The sequence below is a fragment of the Paraliobacillus zengyii genome (assembly GCF_003268595.1).
Taxonomy (GTDB): domain Bacteria; phylum Bacillota; class Bacilli; order Bacillales; family Amphibacillaceae; genus Paraliobacillus_A; species Paraliobacillus_A zengyii.
The window spans coordinates 575,119-589,972 of the sequence record NZ_CP029797.1 but is presented as its reverse complement, the minus strand read 5'-3'; the positions used below and the strand labels follow the sequence as shown (position 1 = coordinate 589,972).

The following is a 14,854-nucleotide window of genomic DNA, read 5'->3' as shown; positions in this document are numbered from 1 at the left end:
GGCTTATTTTTAATGTTTGAAATGGCGCATTTTCGTCATTACCATAACAATACCATGCTTATTACATGCATCAATTGAATCTTGATCACGTTTAGATCCACCCGGTTGAATGATTGCTTTAATACCAGCTTTTGCCGCAGCCTCAACTGTATCTGGCATTGGGAAGAATGCATCTGATGCCATTACAGCTCCTACTGCCTTCTCACCTGCTTGTTCAAAAGCAATTGATGCTGCACCTACACGATTCATTTGACCTGCGCCTACACCAATGGTTTGGTCAGCTTTTGCTACCACAATTGCATTAGACTTTACATGTTTGACAACTTTCCAAGCAAACAATAGTTCCGCTAATTCAGCAGGATCTGGCTTACGTTCAGTCGCAATAGTAATATCATCAGCTGTTACAGATCCAGTATCACGATCTTGGACAAGTAAACCACCCATAACACTTACTACTTTTTCTCCATCTGCTTCATCTTTTTTCATCGAAGTTTCTAATAAACGGATATTTGGTTTGACCGTTAGAATTTCTAAGGCCTTTTCTGAGAAACTTGGTGCAATAACGATTTCTAAGAAAATTTCTTTTAGCTGATTAGCTGTTTCCGCATCAACTTCACGATTGAGCGCAACAATTCCACCAAAAATGGAAACTGGATCCCCTTGATAAGCCTTTTCGTAAGCCGAAGCAATTGTTTCACCAATTCCAACACCACATGGATTCATATGTTTAACCGCTACTGCAGCAGGCTGTTCATCAAATTCTAAAACAATTTCTAATGCTGCATTTGCATCTTGAATGTTATTGTAAGAAAGTTCTTTTCCATGTAATTGTTTCGCACCAGCAATCGAGGCACCTTTTACATTACCTTCTTTATAGAAAGAAGCTTGTTGATGTGGGTTTTCACCATAACGTAAAGATTGTACTTTTTCGTATGTAACGGTATAGGTTTCTGGATCTTGGGCCCCAGTAATATCTATAAAATATTTTGCAATCATTGCATCGTAATTTGCCGTATGTCTAAATACTTTCGCCGCTAACTGTTTACGGAATTCTACTGTTGGATCTTCTGTTTTCAGTATTTCAATTACAGCGTCATAATCTGACGGATCAACAACAACCGTAACATCACGGAAATTCTTTGCAGCTGAACGTAGCATCGTTGGGCCACCAATATCAATGTTTTCAATAGCATCTTCTTCTGTGACACTTTCTTTGGCAATCGTATCTTTAAAAGGATATAAATTGACTACTACTACATCAATAGGATGGATATCTCTTTCTTCTAATTGTTTTTGATGGGATGGATCATCTCGTCGTGCAAGCACTCCTGCATGGATAAAGGGATGTAATGTTTTAACTCGTCCATCTAATATCTCATCAAAATTAGTTACGGCTGAGACTGGCAATGCAGGTAACCCCGCTTCTTTTAGAGTCTTTAATGTGCCACCAGTAGAAATTAACTCGTAGCCAAGTTCATCTAATCCTTTTGCAAATTCTACTAGATTGCTTTTGTCGGAAACACTTAATAATGCACGTTTTTTCATCGTTGATCTCCTTTCGATTTTCACTTCATTTGCTTTATAATCTGTTGAATGGTTTGTGGATAAAGCTTATGCTCGATACTTTGAATCTTCGTTTGCAATTCTGATTCCGTCATTTCTGGATTTACTGTAACTGCTTCTTGCGCAAGGATTTTCCCGGTGTCCATTCCTTCATCGACAATGTGAATGGTCACACCAGTAATTTTAACCCCTGCTTTAAAGGCTTGTCCAATTGCATCCAATCCAGGAAAAGCTGGCAATAAGGATGGGTGGATATTTAGAATCTTTCCTTCATAAGGTTGTAGTAGCGTGGAGCCAATTAAACGCATATATCCAGCTAATACAATCCATTCTGCTTCCATCTGACTTAACTGCTCGACAATTTCTGCTTCAAAATCTGCCTTTTGATCATACTGTTTAGGATCAAACACAAAACAAGGTGTACTATTTTGTTTCGCCTTTTCTACTACTTTTGCTGTAAGTTTGTCTGATACAAGTAAAACGATCTCACATGATAAAGCACCTGATTGAATTGCTGCTACTAAAGCATCATAGTTACTACCTGTTCCAGAAGCAAAAACAGCGATCTTTGTTTTATGCATCAATCAGTTTCACCCCAGATTCTGCTGTCACTTCCCCAATCTCTGCAGCATCTTCTCCACTATCTGCTAATAATTGCAAGGCAATATCGACTTCATGGGGCGCTACAACAATTGCCATTCCGACACCCATATTAAAGACGCCTAGCATTTCTTCAAAAGTGAAATCAGCTTGTTTTTGTAAATAAGGGAAAATTGCAGGTACTTTCCAACTATCCTGTTTAATCGTAACACCAAGACCAATTGGCAATGCGCGTGGAATATTCTCGTAAAAACCGCCACCAGTTACATGACTAACTCCTTTAATAGAGATGTCACCTTTTAATTGTTTAATCGCTTTTGCATATATTTTTGTAGGTGTTAGCAACACATTGCCCAATGTGTCACCTAATTCTTCAATATAATCGGTATATGCTAAACCTTTGTCTGCAATTATTTTCCGAACAAGCGAAAAGCCATTAGAGTGTACACCACTAGAAGCAATTCCGATCACTTTATCGCCAACTTCTATCTCAGCTCCAGTGATAACGGCTTGTTTCTCTGCAATTCCGACAACAAATCCAGCAAGATCATATTCACCATCCTGGTACATACCAGGCATTTCGGCTGTTTCTCCACCAATTAATGCACTACCACTCTCAACACAACCCGCGCTGATACCTTTAACAATTTGTTCGATTTGCGTTGGCTTGTTTTTTCCGCAAGCAATGTAATCAAGTAAGAATAATGGATCAGCACCTTGTGCGACAACATCATTCACACACATAGCAACTAGATCTATTCCAACCGTGTCATGTTGATCAAGCGCAAATGCCAGTTTCAGCTTGGTTCCAACACCGTCTGTCCCTGAAATTAAAACAGGTTCTTTATAAGAAAAACCACTTAAATCAAAAAGGCCAGCAAACGCACCAACACCACCAATTACTTCTTTGCGATTCGTTGTTTGAATATGCTTCTTCATTAAGTCTACCGCTTTGTAACCTGCGTGTACATCAACACCGGCGTCTTTATAAATATCGCTCATCTATTTAACTCCTTTTAGAGGTTGTTCAAAAAATCATCAAATGCTAAGCGGCGCATCTCTTCGTTGGCTTGTTCTTCCGGTCCTTATGTAGGGGAGATCTACACTCTGGTCATCAGAAACTTCGCCACCTCGACCTGCTTGCTTCTAATTTACCGACTTTTTGAACACACTCTTTTAATGGTTTTCTAAAAAATCAAGCTTTGTAAGCAGGAATGATCGTATCTGGATATATCTCCGTTGGGTAATTCCCAGTAAAACACGCTTTACATATGCCATGATTCATTGATTCTTCGGTAACAATTGATTGTTCCAAACCCTCTGTAGTTAGAAAAGCTAGACTATCAGCACCTATTTCTTTACGCATCTCCTCAATACTGTAATTAGAAGCGATCAATTCACCTTTGTTCGATGTATCAATCCCGTAATAGCAAGGGTTTTTAATTGGTGGAGAAGCAATTCGAACGTGTACTTCAGTCGCACCCGCTTCCTTCAACAATCCAACAATACGTCGGCATGTCGTTCCACGAACAATCGAATCATCAACCATCACAACTCTTTTTCCCTTAACAATTCCACGAACAGGTGAGAGCTTCATCTTTACTCCTTGTTCACGTAACTCTTGAGAAGGTTGAATAAATGTACGACCTACATATCTATTTTTAATTAATCCAAGTTCATATGGAATACCACTCGCTTCAGAGAAACCAATTGCAGCCGAAATACTAGAATCTGGTACACCAGTAACAACATCCGCTTCAATAGGCGCTTCACTTGCGAGTTGTTTGCCCATCGTTTTCCGACTTGCATGGACATTTAAACCATCTAAATCACTATCTGGACGAGAGAAATAGACATATTCCATCGAGCAAAGTGTACGTTGCATTGGTGACGAAAACATAGTCGTTCTAAGTCCATCATCATCAATCGTTATCAATTCTCCTGGCTTTACTTCACGTAAATACGTCGCACCAATTAAATCAAACGCACAAGTCTCTGAAGCAACAACATAAGCATCGCCTAGTTTACCAATCGAGAGAGGTCTTAATCCACGCGGATCTAATGCAACAAACAGTTTATCTTCCGTTAAGATAGAAAATGCATAAGCACCTTTGATCATACCAAGTGCTTGTTTCAACGCCTCTTCCATTTCTAAGTGACCACTTCGTTTAATGAGATGCGCAATAACCTCTGTATCGGAGGTTGTCTGCATGATACTACCTTGTGCTTCCAATTGATTCTTTAACGCTGTCGCATTTACTAAATTTCCGTTATGTGCAAGTGCCATACTCTTCTTCTGTGAACGAAATACAAGTGGTTGGACATTATCATAACCGCCACCACCCTGCGTCGCGTAACGAACATGACCTAAAGCGGCATTTCCGTTTAATCTACTAATCTCACCTTTTTCAAAAACCTCATTAATTAGTCCGTTCCCTTTATGCAAATGGAGCTCTTCCCTGTCACTTGTTACGATACCAGCACCTTCTTGACCACGATGCTGCATGGCATGTAACCCGTAATATGTCATTTCGGCTGCTTTTTCATGACCCCATATAGCAAAAACGCCACATTCTTCGTTTAAGCCTTTGATTTCAGCAAGCATGGAATAGCTCCTTTCCACAACGCGTGGATATTTTCTATCTCTTCTTTTATCACATCTTGATGATTAGCTGTAATAACTAACTGGTTAGTAGCTGTTACATTACCTATTAAATTAGCACCCTGTATGATTTTTTCGAATTTTATTTGATTTTCTTTTTTAACAGAAACGAGAAAGCGAGATTGTGTTTCACTAAATAATGCAGTCGTTGTATCACCAGCTAGCTCTACTTCACAACCGAGCCCCGCTTGACTAAATAGACTTTCAGCTAAAGCAACAGCCAATCCACCCTCTGCCAGATCATGTGCAGATACGACAAGTCCTGCTTGAATTGCTTGCAATACTTCTTGTTGACGTGTTGCCTCCACATCCAAATCGATTGTTGGCGCTTTGCCAAAGTATTTTCCTTCTAGTACGTTTTGTAACTCACTTCCACCGAACTCTGGTCTTGTTTCACCAATCACATAAATCAGATCGCCATCATTTTTAAAGAAAGAAGTGGTAATGTGAGCAAGTGACGCATGTACACCAACCATTCCAACAACTGGTGTTGGAAAAATCGCCTGACCCTTGGACTCATTGTATAAGGACACGTTTCCACTAATAACTGGCGTATTTAAACGTAAGCTAGCAGCACTCATACCATCTACACTTTTCTCCATCTGCCAGAAGATTTCGGGTTTATCCGGATTACCAAAGTTCAAACCATCTGTTAACGCTAGTGGTTTAGCACCTGAACAAATAATATTTCGCGCTGCTTCTGCCACAGCGATCTTTCCTCCAGTTTCTGGATCCAAGTAAATATAGCGTGAATTACAATCAGTTGTCATCGCCAATGCTTTATCATAACCACGTACTCGAATAACCGCTGCATCCGATCCAGGTGCGAGTACAGTGTTCGTTTGTACCATTGAATCATATTGATCGTATACGTACTCTTTACTTGCAATAGTTGGCTGTTGGATTAACTTTTTCAATAACTCAGCATGATCTGTCACATTGGGAAGATATACTGGCATTTGTTGAAATTCTTCGAAATAAGCCGGTACTTTTGATAGTTTATGGTAAACAGGCGCATCTTCAGCTAAAGAGTCAACAGGAATATCTGTTACTACTTCACCCTTATGCACTAAACGGAACTGTTTGTCATCTGTTACCTGACCAACTGCTACAGCTTCAAGCCCGTATTTCTCAAAAACAGCTACAATTTCCTGTTCGCGCCCTTTCTTAACAACAAGTAGCATCCGTTCCTGTGATTCAGACAACATCATCTCATAAGGCGTCATATCTTGTTCGCGTTGTGGGATGAGATCTAAATTCATTTCCATTCCCATACCAGCCTTACTCGCCATCTCACTTGCCGATGAAGTTAGACCAGCCGCTCCCATATCTTGCATACCTACAAGTGCATCCGAGTGAATTACCTCTAAGCACGCTTCAATTAAAAGCTTCTCCATAAATGGATCACCAACTTGCACATTCGAACGTTTACTTTCTGAGTCTTCTGTTAAATCTTCCGAAGCAAAGGTCGCACCATGAATCCCGTCGCGTCCTGTCTTGGAACCAACATAAAGAACCGTGTTACCAAGTCCTGCTGCGATACCTTTTTGTATATCCTTTTGATCGATGATGCCAACACACATTGCATTAACAAGCGGATTACCTTCATAACAATCATCGAACTGTATTTCACCACCAACTGTTGGAACACCCACACAATTCCCGTATCCTGCAATTCCATGTACAATTTCTTCTAATAAGTATTTAACACGTCCGCTTGTCAGATTACCGAAACGTAATGAGTTTAATACAGCAATTGGTCTTGCACCCATTGAGAAGATATCTCGAATAATTCCACCAACACCTGTAGCTGCACCTTGATATGGTTCAACTGCTGATGGATGATTGTGACTCTCTACTTTAAACACAACTGCTTGTCCGTCACCGATATCAACGACACCTGCACCTTCACCAGGTCCTTGAATAACATGCGGTGCTTCGGTTGGAAACTTTCTTAATAACGGTTTAGATGTTTTATAACTACAATGCTCAGACCACATCACGGAGTATATACCAGTTTCTGTGTGATTTGGTAGTCTTCCTAGAATATTTTTAACGGATTGATATTCTTGATCGGTTAAACCCATTTCTCGATAGAGTTGGTCTTGTTCAATTACTTCGGGAGTTATCTCAGGCGCCTGCAACATATGCTTCCCTCCAATTTTCTAACATTGATTTAAATAGCTTTAACCCATCATCACAGCCTAAGAGTGCTTCCACAGCACGCTCTGGATGTGGCATCATTCCTAAAACATTACCTCGTTCATTAACAATCCCGGCAATATCAGCAACAGATCCGTTTGGATTATTTACATAGCTAAACACAATCTGGTTATTCGCTTTTAATGAAGCAAGTGCTGTTGGATCACAATAGTAGTTGCCTTCTCCATGTGCAATTGGAAGCGAAATAACTTCTTTCTCACCGTAGGCAGTCGTAAAGATTGTATGATTATTTTCCACCATCAGTTGTTCAAAACGACACATGAATTTTAAATTTTTATTTTTCAACATGGCTCCTGGTAGAAGTCCTGATTCTAATAAAATTTGAAATCCATTACATACACCTAAAATAGGTACGCCTTTGTCTGCTTGTATTTTCAACTGACTAACGATAGTTGAAGTAGATGCAATCGCACCAGTACGCAAGTAATCACCATAAGAGAAACCTCCTGGTAAAAGGATAGCATCATAGCTTGCTAGATTTGCATCAGCATACCAAACAAGATCAGCCTCTTCACCTAAAGCATCCTTAGATGCATGATACATATCTCGGTCACAATTAGATCCTGGGAAAACAATCACTGCAAATTTCACTGTGTGACTCCCTCCTCCACGGTATAGTGATAATCTTCAATTACTGGATTGGCAAGTAACTTCACACACATATCTTCAATCTGTTGTTCGATGTTTGCACTGTCTTCAACATATAACTCCATGTATTTACCGACACGCACTTTTTGAACAGCCTCGTACCCTAGTGTGTTTAAAGACCCTTGTACTGCTTTTCCTTGAGGATCAAGTACACCTTCTTTTAATGTGATGTGTATTTTTACCTTTTTCATTTTACTGCCTCCAGTCGTGTTAAAATTTGATCATATACGTGGACCAAATCGCCTAAATCCTCACGAAATACATCTTTATCCATCTTCTCTCCTGTTTCAAGATCCCACAAACGACATGTATCTGGAGATATTTCATCAGAGAGAACAATTTTTCCTGCTGCGTTTTTACCAAACTCTAATTTGAAATCTACTAATTGTAAATTCACTTCTTTAAAAAGTACTTGAAGCTCTTTATTTACTTTACGTGCGATATCTTTGATTTCTGTTAAATCAGCTTCTGTTGCATCTGTTAAAAAAAGCGCATGAGCATCATTAATGATTGGATCTCCAAGCTCATCCTTTTTATAAAAGAATTCAACGAGTGGCGGGTTAAATGCTTTTTTCTCTGTTATACCTAAGCGACGTGTAATACTTCCTGCCGCAACATTACGGACAACCACCTCAATTGGAATAATTGTTGTTTTCTCCACCAATTGCTCGGTATCATTCAATGTTTGTTTAAAATGACTAGATATTCCATGTTTGTCTAGATACTCAAATACCTTTGCTGCAATCAAGTTATTGTATCGACCTTTACCAGAGATTGTTGCTTTCTTCTCACCATTAAATGCTGTCGCTTCATTTTTATAAGATAAAATGAGTGAATCCGGATCATTTACGACGGTATACACTTGTTTTGCTTTGCCTTCGTATAACAGATTTTCTTTCAAAGCACATCACCTCTTTCGTATAATTTAAGCTAAACCAATTTTGGTAAAAATACGATCGACATTTTTTAAATGATAGTTGTAATCAAAACATGCAGCAATTTGTTCACTGGAAAGCCTACTTGTAATTTCTTCTTCGACTTCAATTAATTCACGGAATGGGATAGCATTCTCCCATGCTTTCATCGCATTTGGTTGGACAATATCATATGCCTTTTCACGACTCATACCCGCATCAATTAAGGAAAGCAACACACGTTGTGAGAAGATAACGCCGTACGTTCGATCAATATTACGCTTCATATTTTCAGGGAAGACAGTTAGATTCTTAATGATATTACTAAAGCGTGTAAGCATATAGTCAAGCGCAATCGTTGCATCCGGTAAAATTACACGTTCAGCAGAAGAGTGTGAAATATCACGTTCGTGCCATAACGATACATTTTCATACGCCGTCATCATGTATCCTCTGATTACACGTGCCATTCCTGTCATATTCTCTGAACCAATTGGATTACGTTTGTGCGGCATTGCTGAAGAACCTTTTTGACCTTTCGCAAAGAATTCTTCCACTTCGCGCGTTTCTGTTTTTTGCAAGCCACGAACTTCTGTAGCAAATTTCTCAATTGAGGTTGCGACCAAAGCTAGTGCAGCAACATACTGCGCATGACGATCGCGTTGCAATGTCTGTGTTGAAACAGGTGCTGCTGCTAATCCAAGTTCTTTACAAACATACTCTTCTACAAATGGGTCAATATTTGCATATGTTCCAACTGCTCCAGATAATTTACCTGTTTCAATTACTTCTGCTGCTGCGTTAAAACGTTCTAAATTACGTTTCATTTCTTCGTACCAAAGGGCCATTTTCAAACCAAATGTAGTTGGCTCAGCGTGGACACCATGTGTTCTACCCATCATGACAGTATGCTTGTGTTCAATTGCTTTCTCTTTTAATATTTCAATGAAGTTCTCAATATCTTTACGAATAATTGTGTTTGCTTGCTTGATTATATAAGATAGCGCGGTATCGACAACATCTGTTGAAGTTAAACCGTAATGTACCCATTTTCTTTCTTCTCCTAATGTTTCCGACACAGCTCTCGTAAATGCTACAACGTCATGACGCGTTTCTTGTTCAATTTCCAAAATACGAGAAACATCAAATGATGCATTTTTCCGTAATGTGGTGACATCTTCTTTAGGGATAGCGCCTAATTCACTCCATGCCTCACACGCTAATATTTCTACCTCTAACCACGCTTTATATTTATTTTCATCTGTCCAGATAGCTCCTATTTCTTCTCGTGTATAGCGTTCAATCATTTGAAATAACCTCCTGATTTTTATGTATAATTCGTTTATTTACTAAGTTTTGTTCAAGTTTAGCTAGTTCATTTCCTATATAGGTGACATGGCCCATTTTTCGTTTCGGTTTATTTTCTTTTTTACCGTACATATGAATATGTGCGTCCCCTATTTCATCGATTCTTTCCATAAATCGGGCAACATCTTCACCCAATAAATTAATCATAATGGCTGCGCCGTGGAAATGTATGTCTATTAATGGCAGCCCACAAATTGCTCGAATATGTTGTTCAAACTGTGATACATTACAAGCCTCTATCGTATAATGACCAGAATTATGTGGACGAGGAGCCATTTCATTTATCAAAATAGCTTCTCCGTCAACGAACATTTCAATCGCAAACGTTCCAATTACACCTATTGTTTCAGCAATAGATTTCGCAGCTTCTCTTGCTTTGTCTGCAACCTTTTCTGAAATCTCAGCTGGAACACTAGTCGTTTGTAACACATGATCTTTATGTGTATTCTCAGCAATTGGAAAGAACGTAACATCACCGTCATGTCCTCTTGTGAAAATAATCGAAATTTCTTTATCAAATGCCACCCATTTTTCGACAATAGAACGACCATTTACGTCAACAAATTCAATTGCCTTCTCCATATCTTCTAATGCCTCTAGTTTTTGTTGTCCCTTCCCATCATATCCACCACGACAGGTTTTAATTACAGCTGGAAAACCAATAGATTCAATCGCTTGTTGTACTTCTAATTTTGTTTCGACAATTTTAAAACTAGCTACTGGTTGACTACTTTGGACAATTGCATTTTTTTCTTGTTCACGATCTTGGGTGATTTTCAGTGAAGTTGACCCTTGTGGAAGCAAACCTCTTTCTTCTATATATCTTGCAGCTTCAAGATCAACATTCTCAAACTCGTACGTAATAACATCACAGATATCCGTGAGTTGCACAATCGCATCTCGATCATTATATGCTGCGACCAGTTGTTGATCTGCTACTTGGGCTGCTGGACAATCTGGTGTTGGATCGAGAACAACAATCGAATATCCCATATGTTTAGCAGTTGTTGCCATCATTCGACCGAGCTGACCACCACCAATAATTCCTATTGTAGATCCGAATAGTAATTTATTGCTTTGCAAGGTCATCCCTCATTTCTAACACTTTTTCTTTCATTTGTTTTTGATAGTTTCCTAATCGATTCGCAAAATCTGATTCAAATGCACCAATAATTTGTGTTGCTAGAATCGCTGCATTCTTCGCTCCTGCTTGACCTATCGCTACTGTCGCGACTGGGACACCACCTGGCATCTGTACAATAGATAAAAGCGAGTCTAATCCATTTAAACTTTTTGTTTGAATAGGGACACCAATAACAGGTAGTGTCGTTTTAGCAGCAACCATACCAGGTAAATGTGCTGCACCACCAGCTCCAGCAATAATTACTTTTATCCCTTTATTTCGAGCTGTTTCTGCGTAAGTAAACATATCTTCTGGAGTACGATGTGCAGAGATCACTTCTTTTTCATATGCAATACCTAATTCTTCTAAAACATCACATGTATGCTTCATTGTGTCCCAATCAGAAATACTCCCCATGATTACACCAACTATGGCCATTGTTTCCCCTCATTTCCTACTTGTTCTTTATTTTATCTGATATATCCCGAATACGTTATAAAAAAATAGATAGAAAAGGCCTATTCATCTCTCTATTTATGAGAGAAGATGAATAGGCCTTGTTGTTGACATTATTGCACAAGTAAAAACAGCACTACAGCATTCATCTATCGTCTCTTGAAAGGAATCGTTCACTAACGTTATACAATTAAGAATATAACTGAACGTTCTACCACGAACCCTCTCCAAAGCGTGACTATAGAATAAATGTAGCAATGAATCATCTTCCCTCATAGTCCATCATTTACGGTAACGGGTAGAGACTATTGGGCCATATTCCCAAAATTATATGAGGTACTTATTATTTAGTTTATTAGATTTGTTGTGTTGCATATTTATGATAACAAGGAAATGATAATACGTCAATTAATATCGAACGATTAAATATCCTTATTAATTAACGTTCGTGTTTAGTCGTACAGTATCAAAGGTAATCTCTCTTGCAACAGGTTCTAGACTATTTTGATCACCTTGGATTTTTTCTTGGAATATTGGTTTCTCCGATCGTCTGATTGGTTGATAGCCAGCTTCTCTAATCCGATCTAAACAAGCATCAATTGTTTCTCCTTCTTCCAGTACAAACCTCTTTTTATTCGGCTGGTTGTCTTTCCGCCTCTTCTTGTTGTTGTTCGACACTTTTTGAAATTCGTCCTCTCTTTACTTGTTTCACCCAGAAACCACCAATAATTTGTTTTGGTTCGTAAGCGATAATAAATGCTTTTGGATCAATTTCTTTAATTGTTTTATATAAATTTAATTCATACTTTCTTGGAGTCAGAATTTGCATCGATAGTCGATCACCATCCATACCGTATGCATACCAACTGGTTACACCATAGCCTTTATCACGTAGTTGCTTCGTAAATTGAATATCAGGATTAGATGAAATTACATTGACTGTTATATAGCCAAGTGCTAATTTTTCTTCAATTTTCGAACCAACAATAACACCAATTCCATAACCTACCGCATAGGCAATTAAGTTCTCAATACGATCAAGATTATCTAGGACTAAACCTAAGCCCAAAGTATAAAACGTAATCTCAAACATACCCATACCTGCTGCGACATATCTTTTCCCTTTCAACGTTAAGATAACTCTTAACGTTGAAAGGGAAACATATACAATATTAATAGCTAAAATGATACCTAGCATGACTAATGCATTCTCTAACAAACTAAAGTCCTCCCATATTTATATTATATTACCTATAATTCCACAATCCTTGTTCAATTAACCATTTTACGTCTATTCGTTCTTTATTATGTTAATCACCCAGACTAGGAAAGCTGCATAAACTGCAACTAAGATTCACTTCTATTGTAGCTGATTTTAATAAAAATGAAAGGAATAACACAAGTAGAATGTCTTATAAGGAGGATGCTGCTATGAAACCATTTGAACACATGCAGGATTGGAAGCAAAATATGGATCATTTTTTTGGAGATAAGTTTTGGAACGAATTTGACGATGTACTTAAACCACCGATTCCACACATAAATATGTATCAAACAGAGAAAGAAATCATTTGTTATGTAAGCCTTCCTGGATTAAAAGATAGTAAAAAAATTGATATTTTTGTTAACCAAACTGAACTAGAATTAAACGGTACAATTACGATTGAACATCATCGTGGTCAGATTATTAAGGAAGAAATTTTACACGGAACATTTAACCGAAAACTAGACTTACCTTATCCTGTCCGTGAAGATAAAATTGAGGCGACATATCAGTATGGATTATTAATCATTCGATTACATCGGCTAATGCAAGAAAAAAGCAAGAAAAAACGACTAGAAATTAACCAATTAGATGAAGAATAATGAAAAAGAAGCTTTAACTGATTGTACGCAGTTAAAACTTCTTTTATAACAATTAGCTTAAAAATGCAAGATAGAGAACAAAGACAATAAATAAGAACCACATAATAGGGTTAATATCTTTACCTTTCCCTTTTGCAAGCATCGTAATTGGATAGAAAATAAAACCAAATGCAATTCCTGTTGCAATACTATATGCAAGTGGCATCATAATAACAGTTAAAAAGGCGGGAACCGCAATTTCAAATTGGTCCCATTCAATATCTTTTAATGCTGTTACCATCATGACACCAACAATAATTAAAGCTGGTGCCGTTACTGCTGATGTGACAACACTTAATAATGGTGAGAATAACAAAGCCAATAAAAAGAAAAAGGCTGTTACAACTGCTGTGAAACCTGATCGTCCACCAGCACTTACCCCAGTCGCCGATTCCACATAGGCAGTAGTAGTTGATGTACCTAATGTTGCTCCCACAACTGTTGCAGTAGAGTCAGAGAACAACGCTTTACCAGCTTTAGGTAATTTGTTATCTTTCATCAAACCTGCTTTAGTCGCAACAGCAACCAATGTACCAGCTGTATCAAAAAAGTCAACAAACAAGAAAGTTAAAATAATTCCGACCATTTGCAATGTAAATACATCACCTAAATGTAAAAATGCTTGACCGAATGTTGGCGCTAAGCTAGGAGGTGCACTAACAATAGCGCTAGGTGCATCAACTAAACCAAAAATCATACCGGCAATTGCGGTAACGACCATTCCATAAAAAATACCACCCTTGATACCTAGTGTAATTAAAATGACCGTGATAACTACACCAAAGACAGCTAAGAGTGTGTTCCCACTTGTAATATCACCAAGTGCCACCATTGTAGCTTCATCACCAACAATAATTCCAGAGTTTTGAAACCCAATAAAAGCAATAAAGAGACCAATACCTGCACCTACAGCCATTTTTAAACTAGATGGTATCGCATTAATAATTTTTTCTCGCAGCCCAGAAAGTGTTAATAGAACAAAGATAAGTCCCGAAACGAGTACACCACTAAGTGCAGTTTCCCATGGGATGCCATAACCTAATACAACCGTATAAGCAAAGAATGCATTTAAACCCATTCCTGGTGCTAATGCGATCGGATATTTCGCAAGTAATCCCATAACGAGTGTACCAACAGCTGCCGCTAACGCCGTAGCTGTAAACACTGCACCTGGATCCATACCAGTAGTACCATCAACAGTTAATGTACTTGGATTAACAAATAAAATATAAGCCATAGATAAGAACGTTGTAAGACCTGCAATAATTTCTGTACGATAATTTGTTCCAAGTTGTTCAAATTCAAAAAAATTCTTCACTTTTATTTCCCCCTCTTTCGTCGAATTAAAAAACACCCTTACCAGCGGCAAAAGTGTTTCTAACTATTCAGAAG

Annotated in this window: 15 protein-coding genes and 1 riboswitch; of the genes, 1 reads left to right on the top strand and 14 read right to left on the bottom strand. The window is 38.3% G+C overall.

Annotated features, from left to right (window positions below; genetic code table 11):
- Positions 1–9: 9 nt before the first annotated feature.
- From purH to DM447_RS02930, 13 genes are all read right to left on the bottom strand, one after another.
- On the bottom strand, positions 10–1,545 hold the full coding sequence (gene purH / locus DM447_RS02990; RefSeq protein WP_112179832.1) for a bifunctional phosphoribosylaminoimidazolecarboxamide formyltransferase/IMP cyclohydrolase: 1,536 nt from the start codon (positions 1,543–1,545) through the stop codon (positions 10–12).
- 20 nt (positions 1,546–1,565) lie between these two features.
- On the bottom strand, positions 1,566–2,144 hold the full coding sequence (purN, locus tag DM447_RS02985) for a phosphoribosylglycinamide formyltransferase (protein WP_112179831.1): 579 nt from the start codon (positions 2,142–2,144) through the stop codon (positions 1,566–1,568).
- Positions 2,137–3,165, bottom strand: a complete 1,029-nt coding sequence (purM, locus tag DM447_RS02980) for a phosphoribosylformylglycinamidine cyclo-ligase (protein WP_112179830.1) — start codon at positions 3,163–3,165, stop codon at positions 2,137–2,139. The genes purN and purM overlap by 8 nt, the downstream gene beginning before the upstream one ends.
- 193 nt (positions 3,166–3,358) lie before the next feature.
- A complete protein-coding gene (gene purF / locus DM447_RS02975; RefSeq protein ID WP_112179829.1) occupies positions 3,359–4,768 on the bottom strand; it encodes an amidophosphoribosyltransferase in 1,410 nt (469 codons plus the stop codon).
- Entirely contained in the window at positions 4,744–6,972 is a 2,229-nt protein-coding gene (gene purL / locus DM447_RS02970; RefSeq protein WP_112179828.1) for a phosphoribosylformylglycinamidine synthase subunit PurL, read from the bottom strand. The genes purF and purL overlap by 25 nt, the downstream gene beginning before the upstream one ends.
- Positions 6,956–7,639 (bottom strand): phosphoribosylformylglycinamidine synthase subunit PurQ, encoded by a 684-nt coding sequence (purQ, locus tag DM447_RS02965; protein WP_112179827.1) that lies wholly within the window; start codon positions 7,637–7,639, stop codon positions 6,956–6,958. Before purQ ends, purL begins: the two co-directional genes overlap by 17 nt.
- On the bottom strand, positions 7,636–7,887 hold the full coding sequence (purS, locus tag DM447_RS02960; protein ID WP_112179826.1) for a phosphoribosylformylglycinamidine synthase subunit PurS: 252 nt from the start codon (positions 7,885–7,887) through the stop codon (positions 7,636–7,638). The genes purQ and purS overlap by 4 nt, the downstream gene beginning before the upstream one ends.
- Complete coding sequence (purC, locus tag DM447_RS02955; protein ID WP_112179825.1) at positions 7,884–8,597, bottom strand: phosphoribosylaminoimidazolesuccinocarboxamide synthase; 714 nt, start codon at positions 8,595–8,597, stop codon at positions 7,884–7,886. The genes purS and purC overlap by 4 nt, the downstream gene beginning before the upstream one ends.
- Positions 8,598–8,621: 24 nt before the next feature.
- A complete protein-coding gene (gene purB, locus DM447_RS02950; protein ID WP_112179824.1) occupies positions 8,622–9,917 on the bottom strand; it encodes an adenylosuccinate lyase in 1,296 nt (431 codons plus the stop codon).
- Entirely contained in the window at positions 9,910–11,061 is a 1,152-nt protein-coding gene (gene purK, locus DM447_RS02945; protein ID WP_112179823.1) for a 5-(carboxyamino)imidazole ribonucleotide synthase, read from the bottom strand. The genes purB and purK overlap by 8 nt, the downstream gene beginning before the upstream one ends.
- The gene (gene purE, locus DM447_RS02940) at positions 11,048–11,539 is read right to left on the bottom strand and encodes a 5-(carboxyamino)imidazole ribonucleotide mutase (protein WP_112179822.1); all 492 of its coding nucleotides are present in this window, start codon (positions 11,537–11,539) and stop codon (positions 11,048–11,050) included. The genes purK and purE overlap by 14 nt, the downstream gene beginning before the upstream one ends.
- A gap of 273 nt (positions 11,540–11,812) precedes the next feature.
- Positions 11,813–11,912: riboswitch (purine riboswitch) on the bottom strand.
- 80 nt (positions 11,913–11,992) lie between these two features.
- Complete coding sequence (locus tag DM447_RS02935) at positions 11,993–12,235, bottom strand: NETI motif-containing protein (RefSeq protein ID WP_112179821.1); 243 nt, start codon at positions 12,233–12,235, stop codon at positions 11,993–11,995.
- Positions 12,189–12,776: a DUF2179 domain-containing protein gene (locus DM447_RS02930; RefSeq protein WP_112179820.1), complete on the bottom strand. Its 588-nt coding sequence runs from the start codon at positions 12,774–12,776 to the stop codon at positions 12,189–12,191. The genes DM447_RS02935 and DM447_RS02930 overlap by 47 nt, the downstream gene beginning before the upstream one ends.
- Before the next feature lie 212 nt (positions 12,777–12,988).
- On the opposite strand from DM447_RS02930, the gene DM447_RS02925 reads away from it, so the two are divergent.
- Positions 12,989–13,423: an Hsp20/alpha crystallin family protein gene (locus tag DM447_RS02925; protein WP_112179819.1), complete on the top strand. Its 435-nt coding sequence runs from the start codon at positions 12,989–12,991 to the stop codon at positions 13,421–13,423.
- A 52-nt stretch (positions 13,424–13,475) separates the two neighbouring features.
- On the opposite strand, the gene DM447_RS02920 is transcribed toward DM447_RS02925, so the two are convergent.
- Positions 13,476–14,780, bottom strand: a complete 1,305-nt coding sequence (locus DM447_RS02920) for an NCS2 family permease (protein ID WP_112179818.1) — start codon at positions 14,778–14,780, stop codon at positions 13,476–13,478.
- Positions 14,781–14,854 lie beyond the last annotated feature (74 nt).